Annotated in this window: 15 protein-coding genes; 11 read left to right on the top strand and 4 right to left on the bottom strand. The window is 69.1% G+C overall.

What is annotated here, in order from left to right; translation table 11 throughout:
• The 3 genes from scpA to C6A87_RS12870 are packed head-to-tail and all read left to right on the top strand — an operon-like array spanning position 1 to position 4,614.
• On the top strand, positions 1–2,256 hold the full coding sequence (gene scpA / locus C6A87_RS12860) for a methylmalonyl-CoA mutase (protein WP_311117561.1): 2,256 nt from the start codon (positions 1–3) through the stop codon (positions 2,254–2,256).
• Complete coding sequence (gene meaB / locus C6A87_RS12865; protein ID WP_311117562.1) at positions 2,257–3,270, top strand: methylmalonyl Co-A mutase-associated GTPase MeaB; 1,014 nt, start codon at positions 2,257–2,259, stop codon at positions 3,268–3,270.
• Between the two features lie 51 nt (positions 3,271–3,321).
• Positions 3,322–4,614 (top strand): serine hydrolase domain-containing protein, encoded by a 1,293-nt coding sequence (locus C6A87_RS12870; RefSeq protein ID WP_311117563.1) that lies wholly within the window; start codon positions 3,322–3,324, stop codon positions 4,612–4,614.
• Between the two features lie 15 nt (positions 4,615–4,629).
• Here the strand turns inward: C6A87_RS12870 and C6A87_RS12875 are convergent, their stop codons facing one another.
• Together C6A87_RS12875 and C6A87_RS12880 are read right to left on the bottom strand one after the other, a co-directional pair.
• Positions 4,630–5,364: a hypothetical protein gene (locus tag C6A87_RS12875; RefSeq protein WP_311117564.1), complete on the bottom strand. Its 735-nt coding sequence runs from the start codon at positions 5,362–5,364 to the stop codon at positions 4,630–4,632.
• Positions 5,365–5,417: 53 nt separating this feature from the next.
• Positions 5,418–5,792, bottom strand: coding sequence for an XRE family transcriptional regulator (locus C6A87_RS12880; protein ID WP_311117565.1), 375 nt, complete (start codon positions 5,790–5,792; stop codon positions 5,418–5,420).
• 386 nt (positions 5,793–6,178) lie between these two features.
• Between C6A87_RS12880 and C6A87_RS12885 the strand changes: the two genes are divergently transcribed.
• Both C6A87_RS12885 and ileS read left to right on the top strand, forming a co-directional pair.
• Entirely contained in the window at positions 6,179–6,535 is a 357-nt protein-coding gene (locus C6A87_RS12885) for a hypothetical protein (protein ID WP_311117566.1), read from the top strand.
• A gap of 240 nt (positions 6,536–6,775) precedes the next feature.
• On the top strand, positions 6,776–9,928 hold the full coding sequence (gene ileS / locus C6A87_RS12890) for an isoleucine--tRNA ligase (RefSeq protein WP_311117567.1): 3,153 nt from the start codon (positions 6,776–6,778) through the stop codon (positions 9,926–9,928).
• An 11-nt stretch (positions 9,929–9,939) separates the two neighbouring features.
• On the opposite strand, the gene C6A87_RS12895 is transcribed toward ileS, so the two are convergent.
• Positions 9,940–10,173 carry an RNA-binding S4 domain-containing protein gene (locus C6A87_RS12895; protein WP_311117568.1) on the bottom strand — a complete coding sequence of 78 codons (234 nt, stop codon included), beginning with the start codon at positions 10,171–10,173 and terminating at the stop codon, positions 9,940–9,942.
• A 38-nt stretch (positions 10,174–10,211) separates the two neighbouring features.
• Here C6A87_RS12895 and C6A87_RS12900 point away from each other — a divergent pair, with 38 nt between their 5' ends.
• Positions 10,212–11,576, top strand: a complete 1,365-nt coding sequence (locus tag C6A87_RS12900; protein WP_311117569.1) for a DNA polymerase IV — start codon at positions 10,212–10,214, stop codon at positions 11,574–11,576.
• Between the two features lie 6 nt (positions 11,577–11,582).
• Here C6A87_RS12900 and C6A87_RS12905 read toward each other — a convergent pair whose 3' ends face one another.
• Positions 11,583–12,482, bottom strand: a complete 900-nt coding sequence (locus C6A87_RS12905; RefSeq protein ID WP_311117570.1) for an asparaginase — start codon at positions 12,480–12,482, stop codon at positions 11,583–11,585.
• A 42-nt stretch (positions 12,483–12,524) separates the two neighbouring features.
• On the opposite strand from C6A87_RS12905, the gene lspA reads away from it, so the two are divergent.
• From lspA to dnaE, 5 genes are all read left to right on the top strand, one after another.
• On the top strand, positions 12,525–13,121 hold the full coding sequence (lspA, locus tag C6A87_RS12910) for a signal peptidase II (RefSeq protein WP_396837052.1): 597 nt from the start codon (positions 12,525–12,527) through the stop codon (positions 13,119–13,121).
• Positions 13,118–14,047 carry an RluA family pseudouridine synthase gene (locus C6A87_RS12915; RefSeq protein ID WP_311117571.1) on the top strand — a complete coding sequence of 310 codons (930 nt, stop codon included), beginning with the start codon at positions 13,118–13,120 and terminating at the stop codon, positions 14,045–14,047. Before lspA ends, C6A87_RS12915 begins: the two co-directional genes overlap by 4 nt.
• Entirely contained in the window at positions 14,044–14,934 is an 891-nt protein-coding gene (rarD, locus tag C6A87_RS12920) for an EamA family transporter RarD (protein ID WP_311117572.1), read from the top strand. Before C6A87_RS12915 ends, rarD begins: the two co-directional genes overlap by 4 nt.
• A gap of 52 nt (positions 14,935–14,986) precedes the next feature.
• The gene (locus C6A87_RS12925) at positions 14,987–15,652 is read left to right on the top strand and encodes a TetR/AcrR family transcriptional regulator (RefSeq protein ID WP_311117573.1); all 666 of its coding nucleotides are present in this window, start codon (positions 14,987–14,989) and stop codon (positions 15,650–15,652) included.
• A gap of 71 nt (positions 15,653–15,723) precedes the next feature.
• Positions 15,724–19,275 (top strand): DNA polymerase III subunit alpha, encoded by a 3,552-nt coding sequence (gene dnaE / locus C6A87_RS12930; RefSeq protein WP_311117574.1) that lies wholly within the window; start codon positions 15,724–15,726, stop codon positions 19,273–19,275.
• The last annotated feature ends 13 nt before the right edge of the window (positions 19,276–19,288 follow it).

The following is a 19,288-nucleotide window of genomic DNA, read 5'->3' on the forward strand; positions in this document are numbered from 1 at the left end:
ATGACCGCCACCGAATCCAGGAACATCCAGAGCTTCGCCGACGTCCCGCTGTCCGGGGACCAAGCGGGCACCGCGCCGGCGCCCGCCGACGTCGACCGGCAGGTGTCGGCCGCCGCGGCCGCCCACGGCTACACCGCCGATCAACTCGACTGGTCCACCCCGGAGGGCATCGACGTCAAGCCGGTCTACATCGGCGCCGACCGCGACGCGATCGTCGAGGCGGGCTACCCGCTTAACAGCCTGCCCGGCGAGCCGCCGTTTGTGCGCGGGCCGTACCCGACGATGTACGTCAACCAGCCGTGGACCATCCGCCAGTACGCCGGGTTCTCCACCGCCGCGGAGTCCAACGCGTTCTACCGCCGCAACCTGGCCGCCGGCCAGAAGGGTCTGTCGGTCGCATTCGACCTGGCCACCCACCGCGGCTACGACTCCGACCACCCTCGGGTGGCCGGTGACGTCGGCATGGCCGGCGTGGCGATCGACTCCATCCTCGACATGCGCCAGCTCTTCGACGGGATCGACCTGTCGACGGTGTCGGTGTCGATGACGATGAACGGTGCGGTGCTGCCGATCCTCGCGCTGTACGTGGTGGCGGCCGAAGAGCAGGGCGTGCCGCCGGAGAAGCTCGCCGGGACCATCCAGAACGACATCCTCAAAGAGTTCATGGTCCGCAACACCTACATCTATCCGCCGAAGCCGTCGATGCGGATCATCTCCGACATCTTCGGCTACACCAGCGTGAAAATGCCGAAGTTCAACAGCATTTCGATCTCCGGCTACCACATCCAGGAGGCGGGGGCCACTGCGGATCTGGAGCTGGGCTACACGCTGGCCGACGGGGTGGAGTACATCAAGGCGGGCCTGGACGCCGGCCTGGACATCGACAAGTTCGCCCCGCGGCTGTCGTTCTTCTGGGGCATCGGCATGAACTTCTTCATGGAGGTCGCCAAGCTGCGGGCAGGCCGGCTGCTGTGGAGCGAGCTGGTGTCGCAGTTCGATCCCAAGAGCGCGAAGTCGCTGTCGCTGCGCACGCATTCGCAGACCTCGGGCTGGTCGCTGACCGCTCAGGACGCGTTCAACAACGTGGCCCGCACGTGTGTGGAGGCGATGGCCGCCACCCAGGGCCACACCCAGTCGCTGCACACCAACGCCCTGGACGAGGCGCTCGCGCTGCCCACCGACTTCTCGGCGCGCATCGCCCGCAACACCCAGCTGCTGCTGCAGCAGGAGTCGGGCACGACGCGGCCGATCGACCCGTGGGCCGGGTCCTATTACGTCGAATGGCTGACCTACCAGCTCGCCGAGAAGGCCCGGGCGCACATCGCCGAGATCGCCGAGCACGGCGGTATGGCACAGGCGATCGACGCGGGCATCCCGAAGCTGCGCATCGAGGAGGCCGCCGCCCGTACTCAGGCACGTATCGACTCCGGCCAGCAGACGGTGATCGGGGTGAATCGCTACCAGGTCGACGAGGACCACGAGATCGAGGTGCTCAAGGTCGAGAACAGCCGGGTGCGTGCCGAGCAGATCGCCAAGCTGGAGCGGTTGCGTGCCGAGCGTGACGAGGCCGCCACCCAGGCCGCGCTGGCCGAGCTGACCCGCGCCGCCGCGGCGTCCGGGCCTGCCGGTGAGGACGGGCTGGGCAACAACCTGCTGGCCCTGGCGATCGACGCCGCCCGCGCGAAGGCCACTGTCGGGGAGATCTCGGACGCACTGGAGAAGGTCTACGGCAGGCACCAGGCCGAGATCCGCACCATCGCAGGGGTGTACCGAGACGAGGTGGGCATGGCCAGCAACGTCAGCAGCGCAACGGAACTCGTCGAGAAGTTCGCCGAGGCCGACGGCCGCAGGCCGCGCATCCTGGTCGCCAAGATGGGCCAGGACGGCCACGACCGCGGCCAGAAGGTGATCGCGACCGCGTTCGCCGACATCGGCTTCGACGTGGACGTCGGCTCGCTGTTCTCGACGCCCGAGGAGGTCGCGCGCCAGGCCGCCGACAACGATGTGCACGTCGTCGGGGTGTCCTCCCTGGCGGCCGGTCACCTGACGCTGGTCCCTGCGCTGCGCGACGCGCTGGCCGAGGTCGGCAGGCCCGACATCATGATCGTGGTCGGCGGCGTGATCCCGCCCGGGGACTTCGACGAGTTGTACGAGGCCGGGGCGACGGCGATCTTCCCGCCGGGAACGGTCATCGCCGACGCCGCGATCGGTCTGCTGAACAAGCTGGCCGAACGACTCGGGTACACCTTGAGCTAGATGAACCAGCCGGTCAGTGAACTCGCCGCGGCGTTGCGCGGTGGTGACCGCTCCGCGCTGGCGCGGGCGATCACGCTCGTCGAGTCGACCCGTGCCGATCATCGGCAGCGGGCCCAGGAGCTGCTGCTGGAGCTCTCGCCGGCCAGCGTGCCGAGTGCGCTGCCCGAACCGGCGACGCGGGTCGGCATCACCGGGGTGCCCGGGGTCGGCAAGTCGACGACCATCGAAGCGCTCGGCATGTACCTGATCGAGCAGGGGCACCGGGTCGCCGTGCTCGCGGTGGATCCGTCGTCGACGCGCACCGGCGGCTCGATCCTGGGGGACAAGACCCGGATGGCGAAGCTGGCCGTGCACCCGGACGCCTACATCCGGCCGTCACCGACCTCGGGGACGTTGGGCGGGGTCGCCAAGGCGACACGCGAGACGATTGTTTTGCTGGAATCGGCCGGTTACGACGTGATCCTGGTCGAGACCGTCGGTGTCGGGCAGTCCGAGGTGACGGTTGCCAACATGGTCGACACCTTCGTCTTCCTGACCCTCGCGCGCACCGGTGACCAACTGCAGGGCATCAAGAAGGGCGTGCTGGAGCTGGCCGACATTGTGGTGGTCAACAAGGCCGACGGCGAGCACGCGCTGGAGGCCAAGTCCGCCGCGCGGGAGCTCGCAGGCGCCATCAGGCTGATCTATCCACGCGAAACACTTTGGCGCCCACCAGTTTTGACCATGAGCGCGTTGACCGGCGCCGGACTGGCCGAGCTGTGGGAGACGGTGCTCAAGCATCGCCGCGTGTTGACCCAAGCCGGCGAGTTCGACGCCCGGCGCCGCACCCAGCAGGTCGAATGGACCTGGTCGATGGTGCGCGACACCATCCTGGACCGGGTGCTGTCCAGTCCGGGCGTGCGTGCGATCCGTGGCGACGTCGAACGCCAGGTCCGCGACGGCGAGCTGACTCCGGCGCTTGCTGCGCAGCAGATTCTCGACGCGGTCGAGCCACCGCCGGCAAGCATCGATTAACAAATCGGTAACTCCGGGTTGGTTTGCCGGGCACCGGGGTAAATTCGAGCTGTGACGGGCGCCATGAACCCGGAGCGCGACGAGGCGCTCTCACACGGCCAAGGTGCGACCTTGCCCCGTGGTATCCAGGGGGCGGCCGACCCCAACTTCGGTTGGGCGGTGCGCGCGTTCGCGCAGATGTTCCCGTGGCGCCGGCTCGGCGGCGGAGCCCTGTCGGTGTACCTCGACGGCGAACCGGTCGTCGACGTGTGGACCGGCTGGGCCGACCGCAGGGGCACCCGGCGCTGGACCGCCGACACTGCGCCGATGGTGTTCTCGGCGACCAAAGGTGTGGCGGCGACCGTCATCCACCGACTCCACGACCGCGGGCTGATCGACTACGACGCCCCCGTCGCCCAGTACTGGCGCGAGTTCGGCGCGAACGGCAAGTCGGCGATCACCGTGCGCGACGCACTCCGGCACCGCGCCGGGCTGTCTCAGCTCAACGGCGCCGCCAGGGCAGACCTGCTCGACCACCTGACCATGGAGGAACGGCTCGCCGCCGCGCCGATCAGCTGGTTGCACGGGAAGCCCGCTTACCACGCGTTCACGTTCGGCTGGCTGCTGTCGGGCCTGGCCCGATCGGTCACCGGCAAGGGGATGCGGGAACTGATCCGCACCGAGGTGGCCGCGCCGCTGAACACCGACGGGCTGCACCTCGGGCGCCCACCGGTGCAGGCCCCCACACAGCCGGCCCAGATCATCGGTCCGCAGTCCCAGCTGCAGAATCCGATGTTCAACCTGGTGGCTCCCCGGATCGCGGCGCTGCCGTTCTCGGCGGCCTTCGGCGCGATGTACCTGCCCGGGGTGAAAGCGCTGGTGCAGGGGGATACGCCGCTGCTGGACAGCGAGATCCCGGCGGCCAACGGGGTCGCGACCGCGCGGGCGCTGGCGCGCATGTACGGCGCGATCGCCAACGGCGGACGTATCGACGGCACCCAGTACCTGTCCAGCCAGACCGCGGCCGAGCTGATCGGCCGGCCGAGCCTGCGCCTGGACCACAGCATGGTCATGCCGCTGTCGTTCCACCTCGGCTACCACGGACTGCCGCTGCCCGGCGTCATGCCCGGGTTCGGGCACGTCGGTCTCGGCGGATCGCTCGGCTGGGCCGAGCCGCACACCGGGCTGGCCTTCGGCTACGTGCACAACCGACTGCTCACCCCGCTGGTGGTCAGCGACCAGGCCGGTTTCGTCACCACCGCCGCGCTGATCCGGCGCGGGGCCGCGCTGGCCCGCAGGAACGGCTATCGGCCGGTGCGCGAGTACGGGGCGGGGTTCGACGACGCGACCGCGACCGCGGTCTGATCGACCCGGGCTATCTCAGCGGTTCGCCCCGGTGAACCAGCGGGTCCGCATCCGCCACGACTGCGCCGACGTGAGCGCGAACCCCGCGCCGCAGGCGCACGCGAACACCCAGACCAGCGTGGTCCCCTCAACGGTCTGCAACTGCGGGACGAACGCGGTGGTGATGCGCACCAGGCAGGCCAGGATGCCCATCGTCGACGCGAACAGGTACACGTTGGCGACCTGGCGCGAGCGGGGGTCGGTGCGCAGGATCATCAGCGCCCGCACGCAGTAGGCGAGCAGGTAGATCAGCATGCCGCAGAGCAGCAGCCAGTACACGTTGAGCCAGAAGTCGGTGGGCACGTCGAAGAAGTCGGCGCGGTAGATCGACGCGCCGTTGCCGAGCCAGAACGTGGCGAGCAGAAGCGGAATGCACAACGTCGCCGGACGTTCGATGTGCTGGCGGAACCGTTGCTGGAGCGCGTGGTCCTGTTCCAGCCGGCCCAGCGTGTTGTAGACCACCGCGGACGCGGCCACGATGTAGAAATCGTGGGCCAGATAGTCCTCGAGATTCCACTTGCCGGTCAGCGCGTGGAGCAGCGGACCGACCGTTTCGGACGCCAGCGGCGACATCAACAACACCGCAGCCCCGTGCAGGGCGATGTTGAGAGTCGCGGCCACTTCCCACCGGCATGACCAGGTCACTCGGCGAATCCACAAGCTCCACCCGATGCATATCAGGGTGATCACGATGAGTGATGCAAGAGCCATTGGGAATCGCTTTCGAGCGTGCCGTTGTCAGCAAATTGTAGGCGCCGATGCCGTCAAAGGGGAGGAGCGTCCAGTCGGGGTGTCAGATCGGCGAGCCGCGTGCGTCGCCCGGTGTCCGCCTTTGTCGTGGTCGTGGGCTGTGTGGCGACCGCGGCGGGGGTCCGGCCCGTCGCCTCGACGTACTGCCAGATCTCCTGCCGGCTCATCAGGCCGAACTGAATCTGCAGGTCCGGGTAGCTAAGACCGAAGCGGTCGGCGACCAGGCGCAGCTCCTCGGCCGAGGGGTAGTCGGCTTCTTTGATGCGCCGGTAATACGTGCTGCTGGAGATGCCGAGCGCGTCGATCAGGTCCTTGGCGTCGATCTCTCCGTCCAGCAGATAGTCGAGCAGGGCTTTCAACTGTCTGCCGTTCTCGTCCGTGCGGGGCATTTGACCACCTTAATGTGCGATCCCCCGTTTGGGCATCCCCTCCCGGCAAATACATGGCACGCTCTTTATTGACATAGCCGTCACAGTTTTGGGAGCGGTCTCCCAATTCTGGGACATTCGCTGTACGGTTAGCCACATGGTCGCTCCATACATCTCGGACGAGGTCAAACAACGGCCCGTCCTGTCCGCGCTGAAATCGCTGGATGTGTTCGATCGCGTAGCGATCGACGTGCTGCCCGCCCGCTCGCTGAAGTTCGGCACCGTGCCGTCGAGCGAACTGACCGAGGAACTCGACGGCGCCGCGGAATGGCTGGGAGTGCCCGGCCGAGGAGATTCTGCTGGCCGCCCTCGGCCGCACCTTCGGTCGCACCCGCGGCGACGGAACCGTGGCCGTCGACGTCACCGGCGGCCACCGCTGGCTCAACCATCCGGTGGCCGTGGCGTGCACGGCCGACCCGGAGGTCGGTCCCACCGAGATGTTGCAGAGTGCGCACAGCGCGCTGGCCGGATCGCCCGGCCATCCGGTCGCGCAGTCCGAGGTGTTGCTGAACGTCGCCGACGGGGCGGACGAGGGCCCGAGCGCCCGCGCGCTCGAGTTGCGCGTGCAGCGCGTGGGCGATCTGCTGCAGATCGACTGGTGGTACGACGAGTCCCGCCTGGACGCGTACTCGGTGCAGGAGTTGGCCGAGCAGTTCCCGCTGGCCGTTGTCGAGATCACCTCGGACGCTGCGGCGCCACGCTAGACGCGCCCGCTAAACTGGGGCGATCGGCGTCGATCCGGCCATCACCGGGGAGCCTTCGGAAGAACGGTGGGAGCGCCGGTCGCGCTCACGCCCAGTAGAACCGAACGGGTGGGCCCGTCATCGCCTGACATGAGCGGCGCACCCAGGGTGCGCAAGCGGGGTGGTACCGCGGCGCTCGCGCACCGGCGCGACGTTCGTCCCCGTGCCTGAATTCGACATGGCACGAGGAGCACGACGTCCGTGACCGCCTATCCGAAGCCCGCCGCTGGCGCTCCGAAGTTCCCGACGCTGGAAGCCGATGTGCTCAGCTACTGGGACAGCGACGACACCTTCAGGGCCAGTGTCGCGCGCCGCGACGGTGCGCCCGAATACGTGTTCTACGACGGGCCCCCGTTCGCGAACGGGCTGCCCCACTACGGTCACCTGCTCACCGGCTACGTCAAGGACATCGTGCCGCGCTACCGCACGATGCGCGGCTACAAGGTGGACCGCCGGTTCGGCTGGGACACCCACGGCCTGCCCGCCGAGCTGGAGGTGCAGCGCCAACTCGGCATCACCGACAAGGCCCAGATCGAAGAGATGGGCATCGAGAAGTTCAACGACGCGTGCCGGGAGTCGGTGCTCAAGTACACCGGTGAGTGGCGCGAGTACGTCACCCGTCAGGCGCGGTGGGTCGACTTCGACAACGACTACAAGACCTTGGACATCGGCTTCATGGAGTCGGTGATCTGGGTCTTCAAACAGCTCTGGGACAAGGGCCTGGCCTACGAGGGCAACCGGGTGCTGCCGTACTGCTGGAACGACGAGACCCCGTTGTCCAGCCACGAGCTGCGGATGGACGACGACGTCTACCAGGACCGGCAGGACCCCGCGCTGACGGTGGGCTACCGGGTGGACGGGGGACCGGTCCCGGATCTGGTCGGCGCCTATCTGCTGATCTGGACCACGACGCCGTGGACGTTGCCGTCCAACCAGGCGGTCGCGGTCAACCCCGATGTCACCTACGTCGTGGTCGAGGCCGACGGGCGCCGCTACGTGCTCGCCGAGTCGCGGCTCGGCGCGTACGCGCGGGAACTGGGCGAGGAGCCCACGGTCGTGTCCATCTACACCGGACGCGACCTGCTCGACGTGCACTACGCGCCGCCGTTCCCGTACTTCATGGACTCGCCCAACGCGTTCCGGGTGCTGCCCGCCGATTTCGTCAGCACCGAGGACGGCACCGGCCTGGTCCACATGTCGCCGGCCTACGGCGAGGACGACATGGCCACCGCCCAGGCGGGCGGGATCGAGGCCGTGACCCCGGTGGACGCCAAGGGGCGCTTCGACGCGACCGTCCCCGACTACGCGGGCCAGCACGTGTTCGACGCCAACCCGCAGATCATCCGCGATCTCAAGAACGGGTCGGGCGCCGCGGCCGCCAACGGCGCGGTCCTGCTGCGCCACGACACCTACGAGCACTCCTATCCGCACTGCTGGCGCTGCCGCAATCCGCTGATCTACCGGGCGGTGTCGTCCTGGTTCATCAAGGTCACTCAGTTCCGCGACCGCATGGTCGAGCTGAACCAGCAGATCACCTGGTATCCCGAGCACGTCAAGGACGGCCAGTTCGGCAAGTGGCTGCAGGGCGCGCGGGACTGGTCGATCTCCCGGAACCGCTACTGGGGCACGCCGATTCCGGTGTGGAAGTCCGACGATCCGGCCTACCCGAGGATCGATGTCTACGGCAGCCTCGACGAACTCGAACGCGACTTCGGGGTCCGGCCCGACAACCTGCACCGGCCGTACATCGACGAGCTGACCCGGCCCAACCCCGACGACCCGACCGGCAAGTCGACGATGCGGCGCATCGAGGACGTGCTCGACGTGTGGTTCGACTCCGGGTCGATGCCCTACGGGCAGGTGCACTACCCGTTCGAGAACCAGGACTGGTTCGAGTCGCACTACCCGGGTGACTTCATCGTCGAGTACATCGGGCAGACCCGCGGCTGGTTCTACACGCTGCACATCTTGGCCACCGCGCTGTTCGACCGGCCGGCGTTCCGCACGTGCGTCTCGCACGGCATCGTGCTGGGCAACGACGGGCAGAAGATGAGCAAGTCGCTGCGCAACTACCCGGACGTGTCGGAGGTGTTCGACCGCGACGGCTCCGACGCGATGCGCTGGTTCCTGATGGCGTCGCCGATCCTGCGCGGCGGCAACCTGGTCGTCACCGAGCAGGGCATCCGCGAAGGGGTGCGGCAGGTGCTGCTGCCGTTGTGGAACGCGTATACGTTCCTGGCGCTCTACGCTCCCGAGAAGGGCACCTGGCGCACCGATTCGCAGCACGTGCTGGACCGCTACATCCTGGCCAAACTCGCGGTGCTGCGTGACGAGCTGACTGCCTCGCTCGACGTCTGCGACATCTCGCAGGCCTGCGACCAGCTGCGCCAGTTCACCGAGGCATTGACGAACTGGTATGTGCGGCGGTCACGTTCACGTTTCTGGGAAGAGGACTCCGACGCGATCGACACCCTGCACACCGTGCTGGAGGTGACCTGCCGGCTGGCCGCTCCGCTGCTGCCGCTGATCACCGAGCGGATCTGGCGCGACCTGACCGGTGAGCGGTCGGTGCACCTGACGGACTGGCCCGAACCGGGTGTCGTGCCCGCCGACCCGCAACTGGTCGACGAGATGGACCTGGTGCGCGACGTCGCGTCGGCCGGGTCGTCGCTGCGCAAGGCCAAGAAACTGCGGGTGCGCCTGCCGCTGCCGAAATTGACGGTGGCAGTTGATGATCCGGCGCGGCTGGCACCCTACCGGGATATCATCGCCGACGAGCTCAACGTCAAGTCCGTCGAGCTCACCGACGACATCGCCGCGCACGGCCGCTTCGAGTTGACCGTCAACGCCCGCGTCGCGGGCCCGCGCATCGGCAAGGACGTGCAGGCCGCGATCAAGGCGGTCAAAGCGGGGGAGGCGGTCGTCAACGACGACGGCACCCTGACCGCGGGCCCGGCCGTGTTGCAGCCCGAGGAGTACAGCTCGCGGCTGGTGGCGGCGGAGCCACGGGAGACGGAGCGCAGCGGAGCTCGACCCGAGGATGTGTACACCGCGGCACTGCCCGACGGCGCGGGCCTGGTGGTGCTCGACGGCACCGTAACCCCTGAGTTGGAGGCCGAGGGCTGGGCCAAGGACCGGATCAGGGAACTGCAGGAGCTGCGCAAGTCGACGGGTCTTGAGGTATCCGACCGCATCGCCGTGGTGATGTCGGTGCCCGCACAGCATCAGGAGTGGGCGCAGACGCACCGAGACCTCATCGCCGGGGAGATCCTGGCGACCAGCTTCGAGTTCGGTGAACCCGACGGCGGGACGGAGATCGGCGACGGCGTGTGCGTGGCCATCGCCAAGGCCTGACAGCGGCGGAGTCAGCCCTCGGTGACCCGCGCGGCGTGACCGGCGAACGCGACCACGTCGCCCGCGTGCAGCTGCCTGCCGCGGCGCCGCTCGGTCTCGCCGTTCACGCTGACCTCACCGTCGGCGATCGCCGACTTGGCGTCGGCGCCGGAGTCGATGAGGTTCGCCAGCTTGAGGAACTGGCCGAGCCTGATCGACGCATCGCGGATCGCGACATCGGCGGGTTCGCCACTCGGGTGTGCCATACCGGCCACGGTATCGGCACCGCCTAGCATCGGCGGGTGTGGCTGCCCGATGGGTCCTGCACTTGGACATGGACGCGTTCTTCGCATCCGTGGAGCAGCTGACCCGCCCGACCCTGCGGGGGCGGCCGGTGCTCGTCGGGGGCGTGGGCGGACGCGGGGTGGTGGCCGGCGCGAGTTACGAGTCGCGGGTGTTCGGCGCCCGCTCGGCGATGCCGATGCATCAGGCGCGCAGGCTGGTCGGCGCCGCCGCGGTGGTGCTGCCACCGCGCGGTGTGGTGTACGGGCTGGCCAGTCGCCGGGTCTTCGACACGGTGCGCGCCAAAGTTCCTGTGCTCGAACAGCTCTCTTTTGACGAGGCGTTCGGCGAGCCGGCCGAGCTGGTCGGCGCCGCGCCGGCCGAGGTGGCCGCGTTCTGCGAGGAACTGCGGGCCGAGGTGGCCGCTGTCACCGGGCTCGTCGCGTCCGTCGGCGCCGGGTCGGGAAAGCAGCTGGCCAAGATCGCCTCCGGGCTGGCCAAACCGAACGGCATCACGGTGGTGGCCCGCGACGAGGAGCGGGCACTGCTGGACGGGCTGGCGGTGCGCAAGCTGTGGGGCATCGGGCCGGTGGCGGAGGAGAAGCTGCACCGGCTGGGCATCGAGACCATCGGTGGGTTCGCCGCACTCACCGATGCCGAGGTCGCCAACATCCTCGGGCCCACCGTCGGGCCTGCGCTGCACCGGCTGGCCCGCGGGATCGACGACCGCCCGGTGGCCGAGAACGCGCCCGCCAAGCAGATCAGCGCGGAGTCCACGTTCGCCGAGGATCTGACCACGTTGCCGCAACTCGTCGACGCGGCCGGGCCGATCGGTGAGCACGCGCACCGGCGGCTGCTCAAGGACGGCCGTGGCGCGCGCACCGTCACCGTCAAGCTCAGGAAGTCCGATATGAGCATCCTGACCCGGTCGGCCACGCTGCCGTATGCCACCACGGACCCGGGCACGCTGATCGCGACCGCGCGCCGGCTGCTGCTCGACCCGGTCGAGATCGGGCCCATCCGGCTGGTCGGGGTGGGGTTCTCCGGGCTCTCCGACGTCCGGCAGGAATCGCTGTTCCCGGACCTGGAGACGGTCGGCTCCGACGAGATCACCGGCACTGGCGCCGCCGCACCCGCCGCAGAGCCCGCGCCGTCGGCGCCGGCCTGGCGGGTCGGCGACGACGTCACCCACCCCGACCTCGGGCACGGCTGGGTGCAGGGCGCCGGGCACGGCGTGATGACCGTGCGGTTCGAGACGCGCAGCAGCGGGCCGGGCCCGACCCGCACGTTCCGCGCCGACGATCCCGCGGTGACCCGCGCGAACCCGGTGGACAGCCTGGACTGGCCGGAGTTCGTCGCGGAGCTCGCCGAGCGCGACGCCCCGTGACCGGGGTCAGCCCCAGGCCGCGAACACCTGCTGAGGGTCGGCCGCCGCGGCCAGCGACGCCATCAACAGCACCCGGGCCTGAGGCGGCCGCAGCCGGGGGACCACGACCGCACCCGCGTCCACCAGCGCGCGGCCCGGGCCGTAGCCGGGGCTGACCCGCCCGCCCGGCACGCGGGTGGACACCGCGACGACGACACCGTCGCGGCAGTGCCTGCCGACCCCGTCGATCAGGGCGGCGCCGGCGTTCCCCGAGCCCAGGCCCTCCAGCACGATGCCCCGTGCGCCGGCCGCCACGCACGCGTCCAGCGCCGCGGAGTCGGCCCCGGGGTAGGCGGCGACGATGTCGACCCGCGGGGCGTCCGCGGCGCGCAGCGGCCCCAGGTACGGGCGTACGCGTCCGGCGTCGGCGGCGTACCCGGCGAAGCTCTGCAGGTCGGCCGTCGACACCTTGTGCACACCGAGGGCGGCGAAGACAGCGCCGGCGAAGCTGACCACCACCCCGGTGCCCCGCGACTCCGGCCGCGCCGCCACCGCCAGCGCACCACGCAGATTGGCGGGGCCGTCGGCGTCCGGGGCGTCGGCGCTGCGCTGGGCGCCGGTGAGCACCACCGGGACGTTTCCGTCGTAGGTCAGCTCCAGCCAGAGGGCGGTCTCCTCCATGGTGTCGGTGCCGTGGGTCACCACGACGCCGTCCGCGCCGGAGGCCGCCGCGTCGCCGACAGCGGCCCCGATCCGGTCCCAGTCGGCCGGGGTGAGCAGCGAGCTGTCCACCGCGAGTACGTCGATGACCTCGACGTCGAGGCCCGCGGTCAGGTCGGCGCCCGAACGCGCGGGACGCTTCACCCCCTCGGCGTCGGCACTCGTCGAGATGGTGCCTCCGGTGGCGATGACGACGAGACGACCCATGGCTGGGATTCTCACCCACCGGCGCTTTGCGATGATGGAGGCGTGACTGATGAATCGTCGAGCCCGGTCGAGCCCACGACAGGTGACGACAAGGCTGCCGAGGAGGTGCCGGCTGCGACGCCGGTACCGCGCCGGCTGCGCCTGCTGCTCACCATCGCGGGCGTGGTGCTCGTCCTCGACGTCATCACCAAGGTGCTCGCGGTCAAGCTGTTGACGCCCGGCCAGCCGGTGTCGATCATCGGCGACACGGTCACCTGGACGCTGGTGCGCAACTCGGGTGCGGCGTTCTCGATGGCCACCGGATACACCTGGGTGCTGACGCTGGTCGCCACCGGTGTGGTGATCGGCATCATCTGGATGGGCAGGCGGCTGGTGTCGCCGTGGTGGGCGGTCGGGCTCGGGTTGATCCTGGGTGGCGCGCTGGGCAACCTGGTGGACCGGTTCTTCCGGTCGCCGGGCCCGCTGCGCGGCCACGTCGTCGACTTCCTGTCCGTCGGCTGGTGGCCGGTGTTCAACGTGGCCGACCCGTCGGTGGTCGGTGGCGCGATCCTGCTGGTGGTGCTGTCGCTGCTGGGCTTCGACTACGACACCGCGGGTAGGCGTAAGCCCGAGGACGGCGAAAAGTCCGGGGCGGAATGACGACACGGTCGATGCCGGTGCCCGAGGGGCTGGCCGGGATGCGGGTGGACGCCGGGCTGGCCCGGCTGCTCGGCTTGTCCCGGACGGCGGCTGCCGCGATCGCCGAGGACGGCGGCGTCGAACTGGACGGGGCTCCGGTGGCCAAGTCCGACAAGCTGACCGCGGGCGCCTGGCTCGAGGTGCGGCTGCCCGAGGCGCCACCGCCGGTGGAGAACGTCCCCGAACAGATCGAGGGGATGACGATCCTGTACTCCGACGACGACGTCGTCGCCGTCGACAAGCCGCCCGGGGTCGCCGCGCACGCGACCGTCGGCTGGCACGGGCCGACCGTGCTGGGCGGGCTCGCCGCCGCCGGCTTCCGGATCAGCACCTCCGGCATCCACGAGCGGCAGGGCATCGTGCACCGACTGGACGTCGGCACCTCCGGGGTGATGGTGGTGGCGCTGTCCGAGCGCGCCTACACCGTGCTCAAGCGGGCATTCAAGCAGCGCACCGTGCACAAGCGCTATCACGCTCTGGTGCAGGGCCATCCGGATCCCTCCAGCGGCACCATCGACGCCCCGATCGGTCGGCACCGCGGCCACGACTGGAAGTTCGCGGTCGTCGAGGGCGGCCGCGAGAGCGTCACCCACTACGACACGCTGGAGGCGCACCAGGCGGCCAGCCTGCTCGACATCGAGCTGGAAACCGGACGCACGCACCAGATCCGGGTGCACTTCGCCGCGCTGCACCACCCGTGTTGCGGTGACCTGACCTACGGTGCGGACCCGACGCTGGCGAAAAAGCTGGGGCTGGAACGGCAGTGGCTGCACGCGCGGTCCCTGGCGTTCGCGCATCCGGCGGACGGGCGGTGGATGGAGATCACCAGCCCGTATCCGGCGGACCTGCAGCACGCTCTCGACGTCTTGCGCCGGCACGACCTGTGAGGTCGGGTCTGCTCTACGGAGCCGGCGCCTATGTGATGTGGGGCCTGTTCCCGGCCTTCTTCCCACTGCTCAAACCCGCAGGCGCGGTGGAGATCCTCGCCCACCGCATCATCTGGGGCTTCGCGCTGATGGTCATCGTGGTGGCGCTGGTCGGCCGGATGTCCGACCTGCGCACCATCGACCGGCGGACGTGGCTGCTGTTGATCGCCGCGGCCGGGCTGATCTCGGCGAACTGGCTGATCTACGTGTACGCGGTGAACAACGGTCACGTGGTGGACGCCGCGCTCGGGTACTTCATCAACCCGCTGGTGGCGATCGCACTCGGGGTGCTGATCTTCCGCGAGCGGCTCAACCGCTGGCAGTTCTTCGCGCTGGCGCTCGCGGTGGTGGCGGTGGTGATCCTGACCGTGCAGCTGGGGCAGCCGCCGCTGGTAGGTCTCGGCCTGGCCTTCTCGTTCGCGCTGTACGGCGCCGTGAAGAAGCTGGTCCGCGTCGATCCGCGGGTCAGCGTCGGGCTGGAGGCCGCGATCGCGGCGCCGTTCGCGATCGGGTATCTGGTGGTGCTGCAGGCCGGCGGCGGTGGCACCCTGACCGGCCACGGCGCTTCGCACGTCGTGCTGTTGATCCTGTCCGGGATGCTGACCGCGCTGCCGCTGCTGCTGTTCGCCGCGGCCGCGCAGCGGCTGGCGATGGTCACGCTGGGCCTGTTGTTCTACGTGACGCCGGTGATGCAGATGTCCTGGGGCGTGCTGGTCGGCGGCGAGCCGATGCCGCCGATGCGGTGGGTGGGCTTCGCGTTGATCTGGCTGGCGCTGCTGGTTTTCACCGCGGACGCGGTCCGGCGGGCCCGCATCGACCGGCGGTCTTCTCAGCCGAGCCGGGTCTGAATTTGCGAAAGTTCGCGTTGACCGTTCGGTAGCTATGTCATAACGTTTGCTCGTGGAGTATGCCGACCCTGCCGTGCCCCCGGTGCGCAAGCGAGGCCGCCCGGTCGGGGCCGACTCCGAGCAGACCCGCCGCACCATCGTGCGCGCCGCGGGCGAACTGGTCGCCGAGCGGGGATACCACGCCGCGACGTTCCAGCAGATCGCCGCCAGAGCGGGGGTCAGCAGGCCGACGCTGCACTACTACTACGCGAGCCGCGAGCAGCTCTACGAGGCGCTGCTCACCGACCTGCGCGACAACGTCGACGACTGCGCCGCCGAGGCGATGCCGGCGGGCACCCTGCTTACGCAGTTGGCCGCGTTCATCGCCGGGATCCAGCGGCTGGGCGCTGCCCAGCCGGCCCTGTTGAAGGTGCTCGTCACCGCCCGGATCGACCACCACCGCGGAGCGCACCGCCACGACGGCGCCGCCGCGCTGGCCGCGGCCGTGCACGCGTTCTACGACGCGGTCGTCGTCGACGCCGTCCGGCGCGGCGAGCTGCCGCCCGACACCGACGCGCACGCGGTCGCCGACCTGCTCGGCGCCCTGTTCTGGGGGCTCGGGTTCCACGCCGGGTTCATCGGCGGGCACGACCAGTCTCTCGAAATAGCCAGGCAATTGTTCAGTTGCCTCGCAAACGGGTTGCTGGATTCGCAGCAGCCTGCGCCTGTCGAGGCGTGAGCAGGACGACGCGAGACACGCAGCCCGACACGCCGGGCGCTGTCGGTGGGCGGTCCTAGACTGACTTCCCTATGAGCGGGTCATTCGTGCATCTGCACAACCACACCGAGTACTCGATGCTCGACGGCGCCGCGAAGGTCAAGCCGATGCTGGCCGAGGCGCAACGACTGGAAATGCCCGCGATCGGCATGACCGACCACGGAAACATGTTCGGCGCCAGCGAGTTCTACAACGCGGCGACCGACGTCGGCATCAAGCCGATCATCGGGATCGAGGCGTACATCGCGCCCGCCTCGCGGTTCGACACCAAGCGTGTCCTGTGGGGTGATCCGAGCCAGAAGTCCGACGACGTCTCCGGCAGCGGGTCCTACACCCACATGACGATGGTCGCCGAGAACGCGACGGGTCTGCGCAACCTGTTCAAGCTGTCGTCGCTGGCCTCGTTCGAAGGTCAGCTCGGCAAGTGGTCGCGGATGGACGCCGAGATCATCGCCGAGCACGCCGAGGGCATCATCGCCACCACCGGCTGCCCGTCCGGGGAGGTGCAGACCCGGCTGCGACTGGGCCATCGGCAGGAGGCCCTCGAAGCGGCGGCCAGGTGGCGGGAGATCTTCGGGCCGGAGAACTTCTTCCTCGAGTTGATGGACCACGGCCTCGACATCGAGCGGCGCGTGCGCGAGGGTCTGCTCGAGATAGGCCAGAAGCTGGGCATCCCGCCGCTGGCCACCAACGACTGCCACTACGTCACCCGCGACGCGTCGCAGAACCACGAGGCGCTGCTGTGCATCCAGACCGGTAAGACGCTCTCGGACCCGACCCGCTTCAAGTTCGACGGCGACGGCTACTACCTGAAGTCGGCGTCCGAGATGCGCGCGCTGTGGGACGGCCAGGTGCCCGGGGCGTGCGACTCGACGCTGCTCATCGCCGAACGCGTGCAGTCCTATGCCGACGTGTGGACGCCGCGGGACCGGATGCCGGTCTTCCCGGTCCCGGACGGGCACGACCAGGGGTCGTGGCTGCACCACGAGGTGATGGCGGGGCTGGAGCGCCGCTTTCAGAACGTCGCCGACGGATCCGTGCCCGCGGAGTACATCTCGCGCGCCGAGTACGAGATCAAGGTCATCTGCGACAAGGGTTTCCCGGCGTACTTCCTGATCGTCGCCGACCTGATCAACTACGCGAAGTCGGTCGGCATCCGGGTCGGCCCCGGCCGTGGCTCGGCCGCGGGCTCGCTGGTGGCCTACGCGATGGGCATCACCAACATCGACCCGATCCCGCACGGTCTGCTGTTCGAGCGGTTCCTGAACCCGGAGCGGCCGTCGGCCCCCGACATCGACATCGACTTCGACGACCGCCGACGCGGCGAGATGCTGCGGTATGCGGCCAACAAGTGGGGCAGCGACCGCGTCGCCCAGGTCATCACCTTCGGCACCATCAAGACCAAGGCCGCGATCAAGGACTCGGCGCGGGTGCACTACGGGCAGCCCGGCTTCGCGATCGCCGACCGGATCACCAAGGCGCTGCCGCCGCCGATCATGGCCAAGGACATCCCGGTCTCGGGCATCACCGACCCGACCCACGAGCGGTACAAGGAGGCCGCCGAGGTCCGGGCCCTGATCGACACCGATCCCGATGTGCGCACCATCTACGAGACCGCGCGGGGCCTGGAGGGCCTGGTCCGTAACGCCGGTGTGCACGCGTGCGCGGTGATCATGAGCTCCGAACCGCTGATCGACGCGATCCCGTTGTGGCGCCGCCCGCAGGACGGCGCGGTGATCACCGGTTGGGATTACCCGTCGTGCGAGGCCATCGGCCTGCTGAAGATGGACTTCCTCGGGCTGCGGAACCTGACGATCATCGGTGACTGCATCGAGAACATCAAGGTCAACCGCGGGGTCGACATCGACCTGGAGTCGCTGGCCCTCGACGATCCGAAGGCCTACGAACTGCTCGGCCGCGGCGACACCCTGGGGGTGTTCCAGCTCGACGGCGGGCCGATGCGCGACCTGCTGCGGCGCATGCAGCCCACCGAGTTCAACGACATCGTCGCCGTGCTGGCGCTGTACCGCCCGGGCCCGATGGGCATGAACGCCCACAACGACTACGCCGACCGCAAGAACGGCCGGCAGCCGATCAAGCCGATCCACCCCGAGCTCGAAGAGCCGCTCAAAGAGATCCTGTCCGAGACCTACGGCCTGATCGTCTACCAAGAGCAGATCATGTTCATCGCCCAGAAGGTCGCGTCCTACACCATGGGCAAGGCCGATGCGCTGCGAAAAGCCATGGGCAAGAAGAAGCTTGAGGTGCTCGAAGCCGAGTACAAGGGCTTCCGCGAGGGCATGACCGCCAACGGCTTCTCCGAGGCCGCGGTGAAAGCGCTGTGGGACACCATCCTTCCGTTCGCCGGCTACGCGTTCAACAAGTCGCACGCCGCGGGCTACGGGCTGGTGTCCTACTGGACGGCCTATCTCAAGGCGAACTATCCGGCCGAGTACATGGCGGGTCTGCTGACCTCGGTGGGTGACGACAAGGACAAGGCCGCGGTCTATCTCGCCGACTGCCGCAGGCTGGGCATCACGGTGTTGCCGCCGGACGTCAACGAGTCGGTGCAGAACTTCGCCTCCGTCGGCGACGACATCCGCTTCGGTCTGGGCGCGGTGCGCAACGTCGGCGCCAACGTGGTGGCCTCGCTGGTGAACACCCGCTCCGAGAAGGGCAAGTACACCGACTTCTCGGACTACCTCAACAAGATCGACATCGCCGCCTGCAACAAAAAGGTGACGGAGTCGTTGATCAAGGCGGGCGCCTTCGACTCGCTGGGCCACCCCCGCAAGGGTCTGTTCCTGGTCCACACCGACGCGGTCGACTCGGTGCTGGGCACCAAGAAGGCCGAGGCGATGGGTCAGTTCGACCTGTTCGGGGGCGGGGACGACGGTGCAGGCGGCGCCGATTCGGTGTTCACCATCAAGGTGCCCGACGAGGAGTGGGAGGACAAGCACAAGCTCGCCCTGGAACGGGAGATGCTCGGCCTGTATGTGTCGGGCCACCCGCTCAACGGGATCGCCCATCTGCTGGCCGCGCAGGTCGACACGCAGATCCCGGCGATCCTCGACGGCGACGTGGCCAACGACACCCAGGTCCGGGTCGGCGGCATCCTCGCGTCGGTGAACCGGCGCGTCAACAAGAACGGACTACCCTGGGCCTCGGCGCAGATCGAGGACCTCACGGGCGGCATCGAGGTGCTGTTCTTCCCGCAGACCTACTCGATGTTCGGCGCCGAGATCGCCGACGACGTCGTGGTGCTGGTGGGCGCCAAGGTCGCGATTCGCGACGACCGTATCTCGCTGATCGCCAACGAGCTTGTGGTGCCCGACTTTTCGAGCGCCCAGGCGAATCGTCCGGTCGCGGTGAGCCTGCCGACACGGCAGTGCACGGTCGACAAGGTGTCCGCGCTCAAGCAGGTGCTGGCGCGACACCCCGGCACGGCACAGGTGCATCTCCGGCTGATCAGCGGTGAGCGCATCACCACGCTGGAGTTGGATCAGTCGCTGCGGGTCACCCCGTCCTCGGCGTTGATGGGCGACCTCAAGGAACTGCTCGGGCCGGGCTGCCTCGGCGGATGACCGCCGTCGCGGC

The organism is Mycobacterium sp. ITM-2016-00317 (assembly GCF_002968295.1).
Taxonomy (GTDB): Bacteria; Actinomycetota; Actinomycetes; order Mycobacteriales; family Mycobacteriaceae; genus Mycobacterium.

Excerpts from the sequence above, each read along its gene's own strand:
- scpA (WP_311117561.1), top strand. The coding sequence starts at position 1 with ATGACCGCCACCGAATCCAGGAACATCCAGAGCTTCGCCGACGTCCCG.
- C6A87_RS12875 (WP_311117564.1), bottom strand. The coding sequence starts at position 5,364 with ATGGCTCTTGCATCACTCATCGTGATCACCCTGATATGCATCGGGTGG.
- C6A87_RS12915 (WP_311117571.1), top strand. The coding sequence starts at position 13,118 with ATGACGACACGGTCGATGCCGGTGCCCGAGGGGCTGGCCGGGATGCGG.
- dnaE (WP_311117574.1), top strand. The coding sequence starts at position 15,724 with ATGAGCGGGTCATTCGTGCATCTGCACAACCACACCGAGTACTCGATG.
- C6A87_RS12905 (WP_311117570.1), bottom strand. The coding sequence starts at position 12,482 with ATGGGTCGTCTCGTCGTCATCGCCACCGGAGGCACCATCTCGACGAGT.
- C6A87_RS12880 (WP_311117565.1), bottom strand. The coding sequence starts at position 5,792 with ATGCCCCGCACGGACGAGAACGGCAGACAGTTGAAAGCCCTGCTCGAC.
- C6A87_RS12895 (WP_311117568.1), bottom strand. The coding sequence starts at position 10,173 with ATGGCACACCCGAGTGGCGAACCCGCCGATGTCGCGATCCGCGATGCG.
- meaB (WP_311117562.1), top strand. The coding sequence starts at position 2,257 with ATGAACCAGCCGGTCAGTGAACTCGCCGCGGCGTTGCGCGGTGGTGAC.